Source organism: Magnetococcales bacterium (genome assembly GCA_015228935.1).
Lineage (GTDB): Bacteria > Pseudomonadota > Magnetococcia > Magnetococcales > DC0425bin3 > HA3dbin3.
In genome coordinates, this window is sequence record JADGCO010000002.1 from 82332 (window position 1) to 99740 (window position 17409).

Consider the following 17409-nt stretch of genomic DNA (forward strand, 5'->3'; position numbering starts at 1 on the left):
GGAACAACCTGCAACAGGAATCTTGATTCTCCAATTTCAAATAGATTTATATCATCTTTGCAAATCTCCCATCTGGATACCCAATAAGGGTGCCATGGTCAACCGAAGCCAGTTCGCTACCCTGTGCCCGAGGAAACGACAGCATAAACCATAAATGCGAAACGCCTTCAATTTAATACGAAACTGATTGATCTGGATTGGGTTTCGCATGGAACAGTGCGCACACATCATTCCTTCCAGACGACCCTGAAGAAGATTCTGGCGCAATACCTTGACTTCTGTCCCATTCAAAACCTCATGGAGCGGATTGTCGTTGATATTGCCAATCGGTTTGTCATAGGCGCAACACGGTCTCACCTCCCCCTGGGCACACAGAAGGACAAATTTCCAAGGGTCAAGACAATCACGTGTCAGACCTGTTTCAACAACACTTGTTGACTCCCAACCAGGATCTTCATCCGAAGATGTGTCGATCTTCGATGTTTTGTCCTGAACCGAAACCGGGATTGCCGTTCTGATGGATTCCAGGAGTCCGTAATGCACATCTGCTTTACATCCGGATTTCCGAACAAGATCAATGGCACTTTCAAGGGATTGCAAGGCGCTCTCCAGCTCTGGTTTCGGAAGGGTCTTGACATGGTACACGTTAAACGCCCCGGTAATGTCCTTTTGCTTGTACATCCCTGAAAAGTAGAAACCCGTTACTCCATTCCGAATACCCAACCGAACCGTCTCCTCCAAGCCGTGAACGGTTTTATCCGAAACCACCATACTGAACCAAAACTCTGGCCCTCGCACACCAATTTGTCGTGCAGAATTTTGAATACGTTCCATATTTTCAAGAACGGTCGGCAGATTGGCACCGCGTCGAATCTTCGAGAACAGCTTCTGGTCTGCTGTATCTACACTCACTTGAATCGTTGCGAACCGGGCAAGTACTTCAACTTCATCATCGGTGAGCAAGCGGGCAAGGTTGGTTACGATGATATGCGCAATTCCAGTATCCAAGGTTTTGCGGCAAATGTGTTCCCATCCTTTTCGCATCGTTGTTTCTCCGATGCGATTTGGGTAGATCTGGCTCAATCCCCGCATCCGAAGGAGCTGAATCGTCGCCAAGATATACTCCTCTGGAAGATCAATGCCTTTCTGAAACTTTTCTGCATCAGAACTCTTATTACAATAAACACAACGGAGATTACATTTGGTTGTAAATTCAATCATCGCCACAAACGTGACATCAGAATAATCAAGTCGCAGGGGCAACATGGGCATGATCAACTGATACGCATACTGCAAGCCCCCCCGTATGATTCGCGAACGATCTAAGAAAACTGATCTGAACCCGACTCCCATTGATTCCCCCTCGGCAGCATCTTCTTCATGGCTTCGCCAACCATCTCTATGAATTCGTTGTTGTTCATGGAAACGAACTTAACATTTTCGTTGTGCATGGTCAATAAAACTGTTGCGTCAGGCCAGCACATGAACAGGTGCCAAAAAGCCCTTCAATCTGAAAGCCGCTCTTCGGACCGGTCTGGCAGACTCCGGGCTGCCCAGTGCAGGGTTCTCTTCAGGGCCACATCAAGAGAAACCTGTTGCCGCAATCCCAACTCTTCCCCAATGCGCGTCACATCCGGAAGATAACGATCCACCGGATCCTGCCGTTCACCCTGGATCAGGACCTTGACCCCACACAGGCCAGCAATTTTTTCGGCCAGCATTCCAATACTCAGGGCTGCCGGGGAACCGACATTGTACGCCCGGAGAACCGGTGCCCGGACCAGGAGATGCAGCAACCAGATGACCAGATCACTCATATACAGGTAGGAACGCACCGTGCGCCCATCCCCCTGGACCACCAAGGGTCCGCCCAGCAGGCCATCACGCACAAAATTGCCCACGGCAAAGTGGGCATCCAGGGGCATATGGGGACCCACAAAGGCAAAACAGCGTGCAATACGAACCGGCACACCACGCCGCCTTCCGGCCACGGTACACCAGGTTTCGGCAGCCCGTTTGCCTTCGGCATAGGCACTTTTCACGTTCAGAGGATCCGGTCCACTCAGAGTGGATTCTTCATGGGCGGTCCGATTATCCGCCAAAGGCCCATAAACCGCCCCGGAACTCAACAGCAGAAAGCCCTTGCAACGCGGTCCCGCCCACGTTAAAGCCTGACGGGTACCATCGACAATTGTGGTCAGGGTTTGTGCCGGGTCTTCAGCATTGAACCTGACATGGGTGTTCGTGGCTGCATGAATCACGTAGTGGGGATCCAGACCGGCTGCAACATGCCGGTCGGTCACGTCACCGGTCAGCCAATGCAGGCCAGGAGCCACGAAGAGTTCAGGATGACGTTGGGAAAAAAGTTCAGGCCGACGCGACAGGGCAAAAATCTGCATCCCCAGGGCATGACATTGATTGGCCGTCACCAGAACATCCAAAAGCCAAGTGCCGAACCAACCCGTGGCACCCGTCACCAGAACCGTGGTACCAGCCAGTTCCGGCCACAAGGCAGCCGTTCCCTGAAAAATTTCACACATATCCGTATCGTCCAGACCGGACAGGGAACGTGACACCAATCCCGGCGAGGAACATGACGCGACACCTGACAGGGAACGTGACGCCGGACCTGACTGGAAATATGCAGACGACTTTCCAGACAAATCAAACAATTGCCCCGCATGTAATATATCCGACACCGTGTCCATGTTCAGCATCTTCCCATTTTCCCCGAACCGGAAACAGGGGAAAAAAATTCAGCTTCCCTGTCGTCCGGTACCAGACACACCTCCCAAGGCATGAACAAACCGGAATCGTTCTCAACATATTAATTGCAAGTGACATGAAAAATTGGCTACAATGGCAAAGTTGCCCGCAACAAATGGGGTGATACATCCAAGCCAATCTCCCGCGACAGAACGATTCTGCCCGGGGAATCTATGGATTGACGCAACGGGACGCATTCAGCTTTTGCCAAAGGATTTCCAGGAAAAAATTTGATTCCCTACTCTATCGTGGGGGCGAACAGGTGGGGTTGTCCTACAGTTCAATTTTTCCAGGAATACGGGGATAACAGGGAGATAATACAAAGATGACGACACGCAATGAAGAAACCAACGCCAACCTTCACCCCTCCCATCTGATCGACCAGGTGGTCTTTGGCGACTGTCGGGATCCATTCGCCTTTCTGGGCATGCATTCAGCAGGAGAAGGCACCCTGACCGTGCGCTCCTTTCTGCCCGGCGCACACCACGTCTTCCTGGTCAACCAGGAAACCAACGCCGTCGTCGGCGAGATGAAACGCATCCATGACTGGGGCTTCTTTGCACTGGAAATCAAAAACCAGAAAAAACGTTTCCCCTATATTTTGCGCGCCGAGTTCGGCCATGGACCCGTTGACCTGCATGATCCATACCGGTTGTGGCCCGTCCTGGGCGACATGGACAACTATCTTTTCGGAGAGGGAAACCATTGGCGCATCTATGATCGCCTGGGTGCCCATCCACAAATCATCGATGGCGTCGAAGGGGTTCTCTTCGCGGTCTGGGCACCCAATGCCCTGCGTGTCAGCGTGGTCGGTCCCTTCAATAGTTGGGATGGACGTCGGCACCCCATGCGGTTGCGGGTCGAAAGTGGCATCTGGGAGTTGTTCCTCCCCATGGTGCGCCCCGGCGACCTCTACAAATATGAAGTCAAAGGCTCCAACGGCGGTCTGGTCCCCCTCAAAGCGGATCCCTACGGACGGGCCTGCGAACCCTCCCCGGGCAATGCCTCCATCGTCATTGCCAACAGCGACTACAAGTGGAATGACAGTCAATGGTTGGAACATCGTGCCAAACATGACTTCTATCACACCCCCATGTCCATCTATGAAGTCCACATCGGCTCGTGGAAACGCAAACCCGAAGAGGGACATCGCTGGTTGAACTATCGGGAACTGGCTGAAGAGCTGGTCCCCTACGTCAAGGAAATGGGCTTCACCCACATCGAAATGATGCCCATCTCCGAATTTCCCTACGACCCTTCCTGGGGCTATCAACCGGTCGGCCTGTTTGCCCCGACCAACCGCTTCGGCTCCCCGGATGACCTGCGCCACTTCGTGGATCGGTTTCATCAGGCCGGGATCGGTGTCCTGATGGACTGGGTCCCTGGCCACTTCCCGACCGACGCCTTTGGTCTGGGCCGCTTCGATGGCACCTGCCTCTACGAACACGATGATCCCCGCCTCGGCTATCATCCCGACTGGAATACCCTGATCTACAACTATGGCCGCAATGAGGTCTCCAATTATCTCATCGCCAATGCCCTGTACTGGATCGAACAGTTCCATATCGACGGCCTGCGGGTGGATGCCGTGGCCTCCATGCTCTACCAGGATTACAGCCGTCAGGCCGGACAATGGCTCGCCAACCGCTACGGCGGCAACGAAAATCTGGAAGCCGTCGAATTCCTCAAACGACTCAATCGCCTCGTCTATCAGCAAGGGGCGGGTGCCATCACCATCGCCGAGGAGTCCACATCCTGGCCCATGGTCTCCAGACCGGTCGATTCCGGCGGCCTCGGTTTCGGCTTCAAGTGGAACATGGGATGGATGAACGATACCCTCTCCTACATGCACAAAGATGCCATCTACCGCCGCTACCACCACAACAAACTCACCTTCGGCATGCTGTACAATTACCACGAAAACTTCATCCTGCCGCTCTCCCATGATGAGGTTGTCCACGGCAAATGTTCCCTCCTGGACCAGATGCCCGGCGATGCCTGGCAAAAATTTGCCAACCTGCGGGTCTATTACACCTTCATGTATTGCTACCCCGGGAAAAAACTCCTGTTCATGGGCGGCGAATTTGCCCAGGGCAGAGAGTGGACACATGAATACAGCCTCGATTGGCATCTGCTCGAACATGTCCCCTATCACCAGGGTGTCTGGCGTCTGGTGCGGGATTTGAATCGCCTCTACACCTCGTTGCCGGCCCTGCACCATATGGATCATGAACCGGGTGGCTTCGAGTGGATTGATTGTCACGATCACGACCAGAGCGTCATCTCCTGGCTGCGTCGCGGCATGAACGGTGAGGAAGCCGTCATCATCTGCAACTTCACCCCGGTTCCCCGACATAACTATCGCATCGGGGTCCCCAGAATGGGTACCTACTGCGAACGTCTCAACAGCGATGCCGCCGAGTATTGTGGTGGCAGCATCGGCAATATGGGCAGTGCCGTGGCCGAAGAAGTCCCTTTCCATGGCAAACCCTGCTCGCTCTCCATTACCATTCCCCCCCTGGGAGGTCTGGTCCTGATTCGGGATGAAGGTCCCTGAAGACGTAGCCGTTCTGAAAAAACCCACCTGGCCCGAGGCCGGTCCCGATTCCCGATCAGGAATCGGACCGGCTTCGGGTCGGTGAGTGTGGCTCAATTTGTTTTTGATCCGTAGGTGTTCTGGTGCATGACCAACTGGCCCAGGCCATCCGGGAGGCCGTCCATGAGTTTTTCCTGGCCTTCCTCTCCCTGGAAGTCCAACCGGGACCGACATTTCGCAAACCGGCTTTTGAGTTTTATACGCCACCGCAGGCCGATGTCACCGGTGTTGTGCGTCTCAGTGGTGCCTTGAACGGGGGAGTTCATCTCTCCGCCCCCATGCATGTGGCCCTGGCCATGAGCAGCTCTTTTGCCGGCGAACCCATCGAAAACATGACCGACGAGGCCAAGGATGCCTTCGGCGAATTGACCAATCTGGTGGCCGGAGGTCTCCAATCCCGCCTCGCCGATACCCTGGGAGAAATCACCCTGACACCACCCCTGGTGGTCTTCGGTGATCAATATATCATGCCCGTCAAGGTCAATTTTTCCTCCGTAAAAACCTATTTTCGCATCGATGACGGACCCTTTTTTGTCGAGTGTTTTTTCATTTGAATCAATAAAATTTAAAGGAGCCAGCCCCTGGACCCCATTTTCAAAAATCCCCTGCCCATGGTCGAAAGGATGATCATGGCCGCATTTTCAGACTATTTGGCATGCAGGCTTTTATTGATCCGATAAACATAGGCCAGAACTTCGGCAACGGCCTTGTACAGCTCTCTGGGCACGGCCTCGCCCAGATTGACCTTGCCCAACAATCCAACCAGATCAGGATCTTCCATGAGGGGAACCCCGGCCTCCCTGGCCCGTTCCATGATCACTTCAGCGATGCGTCCCTTGCCGGAAGCCGTGACACGCGGTGCCGGATCCTGACTCTTCTGATAACGCAGAGCCACGGCCTGTTTCATGGTGTACCGGGTGTTGGAGTCGCCGTCAGTCACAATGCCTGATCTCCCGCATGAAATAATCTTGCTTCGAGCCGTGCCGCAATTTATACATGAACGCCATGCACCTGCCCATCAAATACCAACTGCTTGAGTATCAAATTGAGCGTGTCCTTGGTCAAGGCGGATTCGGTATCACCTACCTTGCCCACGATACCAATCTTGATCAAAAGTCGGCCATCAAGGAATTTTTTCCAAGATTCATTGTCACCCGCCAGGATCATGCTCGCGTGGTCGTGAATTCGATTCATCCCCCGCAAAAAAATTCCAAACGGGGCCTGGAACATTTCATGGATGTGCTGTTTCCCGGATCCCCCCATGGAGACCATCCCAATCAGCCCCAAACAGATATCAACAAGGATTCCTCCGACATTAAAATGTTCAAAACAGGCATGAACCGTTTTTTGCAGGAGGCAAAAACTCTTGGAAAATTTAATAATTTGAATATTGTGAGAGTCAAAAGATTTTTCAAGGCAAACGGCACGGCCTACATGGTCATGGATTATGAAGAGGGCGAAACACTGGATATTTTTCTGAAAAAACAGACCAAAAATATTTTAAAGAAAGGATTGATGAACGAGGAAAACCTGTTCATTTTTCTGCGTCACGTTTGTGATGGTCTGGCTCATGTTCACAAGGCAGGGGTGATTCATCGTGATATCAAGCCAGGTAACATATTAATACGTCCCAATGGCGTTCCTGTATTGATTGATTTTGGCGCAGCCCGACAAACCATGATGGCTCACGGCCAAAAATTGACGACCATGGGAACACCGGCTTATTCCCCACCCGAACAGTTTGCAGCCGATGGCGAGCAGGGTCCATGGTCCGATATTTTTTCGCTGGCTTCCGTCCTGTATTTGATTGTCACCGGTCAACGTCCCATCAACGCCCAACAAAGAAATTGTGCCATCATCGAAAATCGACCGGACCCTTTACTGTCCGCCTCATCCCTGGCCAGGGGGAGTTATCCTGCACGACTTTTGGAAGCCATTGACTGGGGATTGAAACTGGACAAAACACAACGTCCGCAAAATCTCGAACAATGGCTGACAAAAATGCGCATGGTGTCCAATACCCCCACCGTGCAACATCATGAAGCTCAACCTGAAAGCAAATCGTTCCCAGACAAGGTTCGCGATGAACTGTCCAAAATACGGACCTGCCTGCTCCCCTCCCTGCTTGCCATGACCTTTGGTGTCACTTTGTTTGCATCGGGGGAACGTTTACTGCTCCATCGACCCGTGAACAAAACCGGTACAATTTCACCGGCTCCCATGTCTGTTCCAGAAGAAAAATCATTTATTCCAGACAGTTCTGTCACAACCCAGGCATCAAACAAACCGCCGATCCCGAACAAATCCAGGGAGCAATTGCCCCCAACAAGACAAATTTCCACAAAAGATGATGATAAAATACCCACAATTCAGGACAATAAAAACAACCCCGACACGGTACCTGCAACCCCACCTCAGACAGCAACCTCACCAACAATCCAATCAGAAGACCAATATCGTCTTACGATCAAAACGACCCCACCCAAAGCCACCATCCGTATTTTAAACATCAAACCAAAATATGAACCGGGAATGCTTCTGCCATCTGATTCTTATCATATATCGGTTGCGAAAGAAGGATACCAGACTCGGACAGAATGGATTAAAATCGAAAACTCCGATCTGGAAATAACGATCAATCTTGAGCAGATCGTCAAATAAAATGACGGACATGCATGTCGTAGACCCGTTTTCAGACTAGATTTCAGCATTGAAAATATCGTAAAGGGCTTGTGAACTCATCAAATAAAATTTGTAGCGGCCAAGCTTTAACAAATCCCCGTTTTTAAGCACACTTTCACTGTTGCTACTCAACAAAACACCATTTATATATATTTTATTTTTGGCACCACGATCCTTGATAAAACAATCTTTATGAACGACACGTATCTCTGCGTGTTTCTTGGAAATAGCGTAATCCGGAATGACGATATCACTATCAGAATCGCGACCGATTGTTAATTTTTCTATACCGGTTCCGAAAGTATCCTGTTTTTTGATCAGGGGATAGAGTGCCCATTCAAGCATGACTTGTTCTTCCTGGTCGGATCGGGCAGCAATTTTTTCTTCTTCGAAAAATTTCGTCATTTCCTGGTGGGTCAAGGTGAACAAATTGCCTTTGACCACGGAAGATCCGACCAGGAATGGCATGGGAATCATGCGGATAAACGCATCTTTTTCATGTTTGTTGGCCCAGGAAGCCAACAGCGAAAACTCGACCCGCCCCGAACCCAACATGGCCTTCCGAATATCCAGGGCCACAGGTTCATGGACATTCTTTTCTTTGCCCTGGGATTGAACGTGTTGAAAATATTTTGCAAAAAAACCACCAGCCATCGGGTCTCCTCCGGGCGTGCCTGCTGATCGAAGCCTGTTTCAAAATCCCGGCACGGAAAAATCTGGAACCATTGCTCCCTGCCTTGATTCTACCTGGTGGACCGACGACCATCCAGACCTGAATAAGAAACTGTCCAAAAACAAGTTGAACATTTCAACCGCTCGGACAATTCGAGTTATTCATGGACACATCCTGCACAGGGAAGCAACCCATCCATTACAGACCAGGAGTGGTCCACCAAACCGGCATCCAACGAATCTCTTTTCCCCTGTATCCTGGCGATGAGATGGCGGACAGATGATCGAATCCTTCGATACCATTCGTCAAGAAACATGCGTTCCGTCACCTGTCTCGTCAGCGAAAACATCCTGCAACGAATTGGAGTTCAATGCACGATCCGTCCACATTTCAAGGGTCTCCAGATTGGCGGCACGAACCTTCGGCTCAACCCAAACGGGCAGGTTGGAAAAATGATGGCGCAGAATTCGGAGCAAAATGGCAGCCCCACCTTCCTTGATTCCTTCCTTGATTCCTTCCTCGATTCCTTCCTTGATTCCTTTCTCGCGCCCTCCCTGCTCCCACTCTTTGACCCAACCTTCAACGGTTTCTGCCAACATGAGACGAACCTCCTTCAGATCATTCATTTCCGGAATGGATTCCGGAATACCGGGATTTTTTTTCGCCAGTCTCGGCAAAAGGATTTGACCCAACCAACTGGCAATTGTCCGACGTAATTCTCTTTGTTCCGAACCCCTCAGCCACAGGTCCAACTCCTGGACCACTTGTCGAACGTCGGCAAGAGTGCGGCTTTTTTCCAACCTGAACAGTGCTGCAACCACATTGTGCATTGAACTCAATACATCATTTTGGTAGTGATGCGCATCGACCAGCAGGTAACGCATATGCGGGCGACAAGCCTCCAGACCAGGGGGATAATCATCGATCAGGTCAGCCACATCCATGGATGCCGTCCACCGCCGCCGCCCATTATACAACACAATAGGAACAACAGGTGGAAATTTTTGGCCTGCCGGAATTTTTCCGGACTGGCGCAGATCCTGGTAAAGCAGCTTTGTATACAGGTCAGTTCGCAAGGCCATGATATCATCAACCGTGGATTGCGGCTCCAGAATCAAATAGATATACAACCATCGGTCCATTTTCTGCCAGCGGACTTTCCAGACTAAGTCGTTGATTCTCTTTTGAAAATTATCGCTGACATACACCGGATTGACTTTTTCCAAGGTGGAAAAGTCCAATCCGGCAACCCAATCCTGTTTGATAAAACCATCCATGAGGTCCTGGACCATCCTGGAACAAGAAAACAACTTTATGTAACCAAGATCATGCACATTCATGGGATATTATTGCTCCGGAAAAGTTGCCGTGCAGGCCAGGCGCAAGTGACCAAAACCATGACGCCATTTCATATCAAGCATTTGCAGAAAAACCGCCACCAAGGCCAATGGCTTCCAACCGACTGCTGCGCATGACCGCCCCGGATTGACAGGAGAGATCGAGAGAACTCAAGGGCAACCCGGCCTCCTGGATGGCTGCACGCAACTCGGCAATACGACTGCGCAAGGCAACGAGGGTGGCATCTTCTTCGGCAGCAACGCTGATGCCCAGCAGACCATCCCCCAGCACGACACGGGATTGGACCGCACCCAGACGGGTCAGGTTCAGGGAAAGAAATACTGAATGAAGGGTACGTCCTTTTTTGCCTTTCTGGTCTTGTTTTTCTTTTTCCCGTCGCCAGATGGCTTCTCCCAATCCCCCCTCGTTCAACCAGAATACCCGATAGCCGAGAAACATTTGTTCTGCGGTCGATGGGACCACCCGGGGCAAAATATTTTGCATGGACAAAAGATCCCCCAGACGGTTCAGGGCATTGGGCAGCGATGCAGATTCACTGCCACTTTCCGGGGATTTTCCTGCCGCTGTCGGATCAGGAGCCAAACGCAGGGCACCCGCTGCCTCACGCAAGGCACGCACGGCAGCAGTCACCTCTTCCCGGGAGGCTCCCTCCAGAAGCCGGGCCAGGCCGGTTGTGTCACCACGAATCAGGGCATCGGCGGAGAGATTGGGCAGATTGTCCCGCAGGATACCAACCAGGTCGGCAGACCGGTTGCCCGACTGGGATGTTGACTGCAACGATAAAAACAGGGGAGTTCCCTTGCCCAGGGAGAGGAGTGTCCCACCCTTATCCGGTTCCTGGCCAGCGATGGTCGCCATCAATCTGGCAAATAGATCCGGTACCCGGACCAGACTCTGTTGCAGATTGTCGGCCAGATTGGCCGCCACCCGCGACTCACTGCCCGCAATGCGCACCGCCAGTTCCGGCAACAGGCGCACCACTTCCAGGCGAATTTTTTCTCCTTCCGTCAATCCCTGGCCACCGGTAAAAGCCAGACCACTGCCATCGGGAAAGCGGAAGATGCCCTCCCCGCTCCCTTTGACCTGGCTGATACGGCCCTCCAGAATGTCCCCTGGCGTCAGGGAAGGTAACTGTCCGGCATTATTGCGGCTGCCAGGAGCCGGATCGCCGGGCGGTGGCAAAACCTTGCCGGAAATGATCATGGCCATGCTCGATCTCGCGCTGCCGGGTCCCGGGTAAAACCCAAAATAATCTTCTGGAAAATCAAATCTGCTGGCCTGCCCGGTCAGGATTGGACAGACGTTTGAGCAGACTGACCTCTTCCACGGTCAAGCCCGTCTCCTCGATCACCCGCTCCTCGTCCACGCCATTGGTCAGGAGGAGTTTGGCTTCCCGGTAGGCATCGCGCTTGCCGGCTCCATTGCGTACTTCGGTGCTGGAAGTGTTGTTGGAAGAGGGAGAGGAACGTTGCATGAACTGCATTTCCCGACGAATTTCATCCAGTTCACCACCAAACTGCTTGGACAGTCCGGTCATTTCCTGCAACAGCTTATCTTCCATGGCCCCCAGCTCCTGGAGGATTGGTTCCACGATTCCGTCCGCAACTTTTTGCGGATCCAGGGCGGGTTCGGCGTCCGTCACCACCGGTGAACTCCGTTCGGCAGAGGATTTGATCTCCTCGCGCAGGCGGCGGATCTGAAGAAATATAAAGCCGATGCCCATGTACAGGAGCATGAGACACAAGACAACGATCAGATTCCAGAGGGTCATGGCGCACCCGTTCCATCCTTGGGACGCGATTCCCAAACCCTGTCAATCGCGTCGATCAAACCTGTCATTCCATTTCCCGACACCCCGGTACGTTTTCACATCATTCCTGTTTGTACCCCAACACTTTGCGAACCCGGGCACGCATGCGCAAAGTGGCTTTGCTGTGCAACTGGGAAATGCGGGACTCGGTCAGACCCAGGACAGCCCCGATTTCACTCATGGTCAACTCTTCGAAATAATAGAGTGTCACAACCAGACGCTCTTTTTCCGGCAGGGACGCCACAGCCTGGCTCAAGGCCTCCCGAACCTGTTGCAAGCCTAGAGCTTCCAGAGGATCCACCTGCAAAGGATCCGCCAGAACATCCAGGACATCCCACTCGTCATCATCCAGGCTCGGACGTAAATCCTCGAAAGAAACAACCGACAAGCTGCGCACCGACTCCAACTGCGCAAAGTATTCATCCAGGGAGATTCCCAGATGTTTGGCAACCTCACCATCTTCGGGTGGGCGTCCCAGTTGGGCCTCCAGCTTCATAAAGACATCCTGGATCTGGGTAGCCGCATGTCGCACACCACGCGGCACCCAATCCATGGCACGCAACTCATCCAGGATGGCCCCGCGCACGCGAAACTCGGCATAGGTTTGAAACTTGATGCCCCGCTCGGGATCGAATTTGGCGATGGCGTCAATCAATCCCAGGATGCCCACTTGATAGAGATCATCGACATCCACCGACTGTGGCAGACGCATGGAAATCCGCCCCGCAACATATTTGACAATCGGGGCATACTTCATGATGATCTGTTCCCGGGTCAGACCAGCCCACGACTCTTGGGTGGATATGGATCCTGCATCTGCTGGGGATAACATGACTGTGATGCCTCAATCCGACTCCGCCGAAGGTGGATTGTTCACCGCCGGGGCAGACGCCGACTCGTCCAAAACCCGCCGCCAGAAAAACAGGGCTTGGCCATTGCGTTCCCGGTCCTGATGCCAGCGATTGAGAACCTTGTCGGCCAGGGAAGAAAAAGCCAGCGCTGACGACGACTCCGGATAGAGCAGAGTGACCGGTTTTTGTCTCCGGACCGACTGCACCAACAGATCATCGTAGGGCACATAACCGGCATAGTTGAGTCCGATACTCAGGAAGCGATCCGCCACCCGGTGCAATGTCCGATAGACATCCAGTGCCTCCCGTTCGGCCCGCACCTGATTGATCACCAGATCGAAATGATCGATGCGATGATTCATGAACATGACCTTCATCAGGGCATAGGCATCCGTAATACTGGCCGGATCTGGTGTCGCCACCACGAGGATTCGCTCCACGGAAAGAATGAAATAACGTACATTGCTGGAAATGCCGGCCCCGGTATCGACAAGAACCATGTCAAAATCGGCATTCCAATGATCGATGTGATCCATGAGAGAGATGCGTTGGGCCTCGGTAAGGGAGCTGAGACCCGCCACACCGGATGCCGCCGGCAGAACTGTAATTCCCAGCGGACCGGCGATGGCAACATCGGCAATGTTCATGCGTCCCGCCAACACATCTTCGATGGTGTGTTGGGGTGTCAGTCCCAGGACCACATCGACATTTGCCAGACCCAGGTCGGCATCGATGACCAGGACCTTGAGGCCCTGCCGTGCAAAATTGAGAGCCAGGTTGACGGTGACCAGGGTCTTGCCAACCCCGCCCTTGCCGCTCGTGACGGCCAGGGTATAAGGCACCTTGCGTTCTGCCAATCGCCGCGCCAGCACCGAAGAAGGAACCGGCTTGTTGGTATCACGGGTCTTGTCGGCCTTGCGTTCCTGCTCGGCTTTTTTGGCCCACTCTTTCAAGGTGGCCACCTGATTGTCGAGGTCTTCGATCATTTCATTGCAACTCTCTTGGCTTTCAAGGACAAAAAACCGCTCCCGGAACAGGTATCTTGCGCATGCCACATCTGGTGATGACAACCGGGGAAAGACTCCCTCCAGACCACCCATGCAACCAATTTATCGTGCAACTGTATTCAACATCTCACCATTTCACGCATCCGGCTCCATGACCTTGGGCTGATCAAACCACTTGGCCATGGTTTGCGCCGAAAGCCAACCCAGATTTTCCGGCACTCTCTGCCCATCCGTATAGAGGGTCAAGGGAAGGCGGGCACGCAACGCCACATTCAGGATACCACCATACGTCACGGTTTCATCGAGTTTGGTAAAAATCAAACCGGTTGGCGAGAGCGCCGAAAAACGCCGGAAAATGGCTTGTTGTTCGGTTTCCCGGACATTGCCGGCCATGCAGAGCAGGACTTCGCGATCCTCTCCCATGACCGGCAACAGGCTGCCGGTCGAATTGACCTGGCGTCGGTTGTAGGGACTGGAACCGACGGTATCCACCAGGATGAAGTCACAATTATTGAGGGAGTGCAGACCGGCTTTGACTTCTGACAGGGTGCGGGCAACCATCAAACGCACCTGCAGGAGTTTGGCATAGGTTTCCAACTGGGCCACGGCCCCGACCCGGAACGTATCCAGGGTGATCATGCCGACGGTTTTGCGTCGATTCAACAGCAATTCCGCAGCAATCTTGGCCAGGGTGGTGGTTTTTCCTACACCGGTGGGACCCACCAGGGCGATTACCCGGGATTGACTCTCCATGGGATCATGAAACTTGAGAAACCGTTTCAGGGCACCTTCCAAGCCCCGTTCTTTTTCCGCCTTGTCCACCACGGCCAGCTTGCGGGCGATGGGTTCTTCCACGCCATGCATGAGGAGATAGCTGTAGCGGCGCTTCCCTTCCATGTCCAGATTGGCAATATCCGGCTCCATGGACGCTGGTATGTTGACCTTGGCTTCGAGTTCCGCCAGGGAACTGCGAATGGTGGAGAGATCCGCCGCCAGACCGGAGCCTTGCGCCGTAGCACTCTGTGTCTGTGACCGCTGCTCGCGGTATCGACTGACGGCACTGCGACCCGCCATGGATGGTGGCGCATCATCGGCCACGGCGGAAAACCGACTGCGGGGAGGAGGAGTCTCCCTGGGGACCGGCACCGGCCCATCGGCATTGGGATTGGGGCAGGCGGTCACTTCGATGAAGGCCCCGTTTTTCTCCCGAATGCTCCGCGTGGAGAGGATGACGGCGTCAGCCCCCAGGGCTTCCTTGACCTGTTGCAGGGCTTCCCGCATATCCCGTGCCCGGAAGGTGGAAACTTTGTCGTTCATCGGCGCAAACCCGGATTCTGAATCATGATGTTCAAGACAGCGTCACTGTTCCCTGTGAATGTACTGGCACATTGGCGGGAATTTCATTGTGCGACAAGACTACCAAATGCGGTATGACCCCTTCAGTGGCTTGTTTGACAAAGGGCCGAACCCGGGTGCCACAAACCAGGACCGGTTGCACAACCTGGGACGCAATCCGCTCGACCATGTCTCGTACCCGTGTACAGAACTGATTGGCGGACCGCGGTGCCAGGGCCAGATAAGACCCATATTCCCCATCGACGATGGCCTCGGCAATCAGATTTTCCGCATCGGCACCCAGCATCATGACCTGCAAGCGGGCTTCGTCGTCCAAATATTTCTTCACGATGGAACGAGAGAGAGACTGCCGCACCAGTTCCACCAATTGCGCCGGATGTTTGATGATCTTGGCATAATCCGAGATCGTTTCCAGGATGGTGGGCATGTCGCGGATGGAGACCCGTTCCCGCAGCAAACCCTGCAACACCTTCTGGATACCACCCAGATTGATCACGTTGGGAACCAGCTCCTCCACAAGCTTGGGCTGATTTTTGGCCACCAGATCGAGGAGATTCTGGACCTCCTGCCGACTGATCATTTCGTGGGCGAAGGTATGCACCAGCTCGGTGACATGCGTGGCCAGCACCGTGGAGGGATCCACCACGGTATAACCGAGCATTTCCGCCCGCTCCCTGTCGTGGGCCGAGATCCACAAGGCCGGCAACCCGAAGGCAGGCTCCACGGTCGAAGTCCCCTCGATCCGCCCGGAGATCGCTCCCCCTTCCATGGCCAGGAATTGGCCTGTCTTCAGTTCGCCACGTCCCACTTCAACCCCTTTCACGAGAAAAGCATACTCACCAGGTCGAAACTGAAGATTGTCCTTGATGTGGATGGGAGGGACCACAAAGCCCATGTCTCCGGCAAATTGCCGCCGGATGGCCCGGATCTTGTCCAGAAGATCCCCCTGCTGGCTTTCATCCACCAGGGCAATCAGCCCATAGCCGACATCAAGACGAAGCACATCCAGTGCCAAAAAATTTTCGATGGGTTCCTCAGCCTCGGCAGCCACCTGGGCTTGTTGGGTTTCTTCATGGACACGCTGCTGATCCACGACCTCCTGCTTCCGGAACAACAGGTAGGCCCATCCGCCCAGCAAAAGGGCCAGGCTGGCAAAGGCGACCGTGGGCATGCCCGGCAGGATGGCAAACAAACCAAGGACGGCAGCGCTGATGAGAATGACCCGGGGGCGGGCCGTGATCTGGCTACCCACATGTTGGGCCATATGATGATCCGATGAAGCACGGGTCACCAGAAAACCGGCTGAGGTCGAAATCACAAGCGCCGGAATTTGCGCCACCAGACCATCACCAACCGTCAGGATGGTATAAATGTGTGCCGATTCCGATGCCGACAGATCCTGCTGAGCCACACCAATGATGAAACCACCCACAATGTTGATCACGGTCACCAGAATACCGGCCACCGCCTCACCGCGAACAAACTTTGACGCACCATCCATGGCCCCGAAAAATTCCGATTCTTCCTCGATTTCGCGCCGCCGCCGCTTGGCCTCGGCCTCGGTGATCAGGCCCGAGTTGAGGTCGGCATCGATGGCCATCTGTTTGCCCGGCATTTTGTCCAAGGTGAACCGGGCCGCCACTTCCGCGATACGCCCGGCACCCTTGGTGATCACGACAAAGTTGATGATCACCAGGATGGAGAAAACGATGATGCCCACCACCGGATTGCCACCCACCACAAACTGGCCAAAGGCCCGGATCACCTCGCCAGCCGCCGCTTCCCCCTCCCCACCATGCAACAAAATACGCCGGGTGGTCGAAATGTTGAGCGACAGGCGAAACAGTGTCGTAATCAACAAGACACTGGGAAAAGATGAAAATTCGAGTGGTTTATGGACATAGAGAGTCGTCAGAAGAATGACGATGGAGATGGAAATGTTGACAGACAAAAACAGGTCAAGTGCCGCAGCCGGCAACGGCAGAATCATGATGGCCAGCACCAGAATGATGCCGGCAGCCATGAATATGTCGCTGGAACCTTTCAGACGCGCAAAAGGCAATCGAAACGAAAAAGCGGTGGCTGCCAAAGGCTTCTCTCCAAGACCGAACTGGTTAGGGATAGTCAAGAATCCTCTTTCAGGCAGCAATTTCCATACCACCCAAGACAATCTCCCCTCAACCGAAACACCCACCCATTCCAGACAACTGCCCGGAATGAAAAAATGCTCTTCATGAAACCGGCCCGGACAACATGCCCGGAATGAAAAAATGCTCTTCATGAAACCGGCCCGGACAACATGCCCGGAA

General features: G+C 53.5%; 14 protein-coding genes. 3 read left to right on the plus strand and 11 right to left on the minus strand.

The genetic code is table 11. The features are described from left to right. Positions 1-51: 51 nt before the first annotated feature. Positions 52-1272, minus strand: a complete 1221-nt coding sequence (locus HQL65_01615) for a radical SAM protein (protein MBF0134911.1) — start codon at positions 1270-1272, stop codon at positions 52-54. A gap of 233 nt (positions 1273-1505) precedes the next feature. Next, positions 1506-2576 (minus strand): NAD(P)-dependent oxidoreductase, encoded by a 1071-nt coding sequence (locus HQL65_01620; GenBank protein MBF0134912.1) that lies wholly within the window; start codon positions 2574-2576, stop codon positions 1506-1508. Positions 2577-3091: 515 nt separating this feature from the next. Here HQL65_01620 and glgB point away from each other — a divergent pair. After that, on the plus strand, positions 3092-5323 hold the full coding sequence (glgB, locus tag HQL65_01625; GenBank protein ID MBF0134913.1) for a 1,4-alpha-glucan branching protein GlgB: 2232 nt from the start codon (positions 3092-3094) through the stop codon (positions 5321-5323). A gap of 122 nt (positions 5324-5445) precedes the next feature. Next, complete coding sequence (locus HQL65_01630; protein MBF0134914.1) at positions 5446-5916, plus strand: chemotaxis protein CheX; 471 nt, start codon at positions 5446-5448, stop codon at positions 5914-5916. A 92-nt stretch (positions 5917-6008) separates the two neighbouring features. Here the strand turns inward: HQL65_01630 and HQL65_01635 are convergent, their stop codons facing one another. Then, positions 6009-6269 carry an EscU/YscU/HrcU family type III secretion system export apparatus switch protein gene (locus HQL65_01635; protein MBF0134915.1) on the minus strand — a complete coding sequence of 87 codons (261 nt, stop codon included), beginning with the start codon at positions 6267-6269 and terminating at the stop codon, positions 6009-6011. Between the two features lie 89 nt (positions 6270-6358). Between HQL65_01635 and HQL65_01640 the strand changes: the two genes are divergently transcribed. Next, positions 6359-8023: a serine/threonine protein kinase gene (locus HQL65_01640; GenBank protein ID MBF0134916.1), complete on the plus strand. Its 1665-nt coding sequence runs from the start codon at positions 6359-6361 to the stop codon at positions 8021-8023. A 36-nt stretch (positions 8024-8059) separates the two neighbouring features. On the opposite strand, the gene HQL65_01645 is transcribed toward HQL65_01640, so the two are convergent. The 8 genes from HQL65_01645 to flhA all read right to left on the minus strand — a co-directional run bounded on the left by HQL65_01645 (position 8060) and on the right by flhA (position 17381). After that, a complete protein-coding gene (locus tag HQL65_01645) occupies positions 8060-8698 on the minus strand; it encodes an FHA domain-containing protein (GenBank protein ID MBF0134917.1) in 639 nt (212 codons plus the stop codon). Between the two features lie 324 nt (positions 8699-9022). Beyond that, the gene (locus HQL65_01650) at positions 9023-10057 is read right to left on the minus strand and encodes an Rpn family recombination-promoting nuclease/putative transposase (protein MBF0134918.1); all 1035 of its coding nucleotides are present in this window, start codon (positions 10055-10057) and stop codon (positions 9023-9025) included. Between the two features lie 73 nt (positions 10058-10130). Beyond that, entirely contained in the window at positions 10131-11285 is a 1155-nt protein-coding gene (locus tag HQL65_01655) for a flagellar hook-length control protein FliK (GenBank protein ID MBF0134919.1), read from the minus strand. Between the two features lie 55 nt (positions 11286-11340). Next, entirely contained in the window at positions 11341-11847 is a 507-nt protein-coding gene (locus tag HQL65_01660; protein ID MBF0134920.1) for a hypothetical protein, read from the minus strand. A 100-nt stretch (positions 11848-11947) separates the two neighbouring features. Beyond that, a complete protein-coding gene (locus HQL65_01665) occupies positions 11948-12718 on the minus strand; it encodes a FliA/WhiG family RNA polymerase sigma factor (GenBank protein MBF0134921.1) in 771 nt (256 codons plus the stop codon). Between the two features lie 12 nt (positions 12719-12730). Further along, on the minus strand, positions 12731-13723 hold the full coding sequence (locus HQL65_01670; protein MBF0134922.1) for a MinD/ParA family protein: 993 nt from the start codon (positions 13721-13723) through the stop codon (positions 12731-12733). Positions 13724-13879: 156 nt separating this feature from the next. Continuing rightward, positions 13880-15061: a flagellar biosynthesis protein FlhF gene (gene flhF, locus HQL65_01675; protein MBF0134923.1), complete on the minus strand. Its 1182-nt coding sequence runs from the start codon at positions 15059-15061 to the stop codon at positions 13880-13882. Positions 15062-15092: 31 nt separating this feature from the next. Next, positions 15093-17381: a flagellar biosynthesis protein FlhA gene (gene flhA, locus HQL65_01680; GenBank protein MBF0134924.1), complete on the minus strand. Its 2289-nt coding sequence runs from the start codon at positions 17379-17381 to the stop codon at positions 15093-15095. Positions 17382-17409 lie beyond the last annotated feature (28 nt).

Bases quoted from the DNA above. Each gene is read 5' to 3' on its own strand.
- HQL65_01635 (MBF0134915.1), bottom strand. From the start codon at position 6,269: ATGAAACAGGCCGTGGCTCTGCGTTATCAGAAGAGTCAGGATCCGGCA.
- glgB (MBF0134913.1), top strand. From the start codon at position 3,092: ATGACGACACGCAATGAAGAAACCAACGCCAACCTTCACCCCTCCCAT.
- HQL65_01650 (MBF0134918.1), bottom strand. From the start codon at position 10,057: ATGAATGTGCATGATCTTGGTTACATAAAGTTGTTTTCTTGTTCCAGG.
- HQL65_01615 (MBF0134911.1), bottom strand. From the start codon at position 1,272: ATGCCCATGTTGCCCCTGCGACTTGATTATTCTGATGTCACGTTTGTG.
- HQL65_01655 (MBF0134919.1), bottom strand. From the start codon at position 11,285: ATGGCCATGATCATTTCCGGCAAGGTTTTGCCACCGCCCGGCGATCCG.
- HQL65_01660 (MBF0134920.1), bottom strand. From the start codon at position 11,847: ATGACCCTCTGGAATCTGATCGTTGTCTTGTGTCTCATGCTCCTGTAC.
- flhF (MBF0134923.1), bottom strand. From the start codon at position 15,061: ATGAACGACAAAGTTTCCACCTTCCGGGCACGGGATATGCGGGAAGCC.
- HQL65_01665 (MBF0134921.1), bottom strand. From the start codon at position 12,718: ATGTTATCCCCAGCAGATGCAGGATCCATATCCACCCAAGAGTCGTGG.
- HQL65_01670 (MBF0134922.1), bottom strand. From the start codon at position 13,723: ATGATCGAAGACCTCGACAATCAGGTGGCCACCTTGAAAGAGTGGGCC.
- HQL65_01645 (MBF0134917.1), bottom strand. From the start codon at position 8,698: ATGGCTGGTGGTTTTTTTGCAAAATATTTTCAACACGTTCAATCCCAG.
- flhA (MBF0134924.1), bottom strand. From the start codon at position 17,381: ATGAAGAGCATTTTTTCATTCCGGGCATGTTGTCCGGGCCGGTTTCAT.
- HQL65_01640 (MBF0134916.1), top strand. From the start codon at position 6,359: ATGAACGCCATGCACCTGCCCATCAAATACCAACTGCTTGAGTATCAA.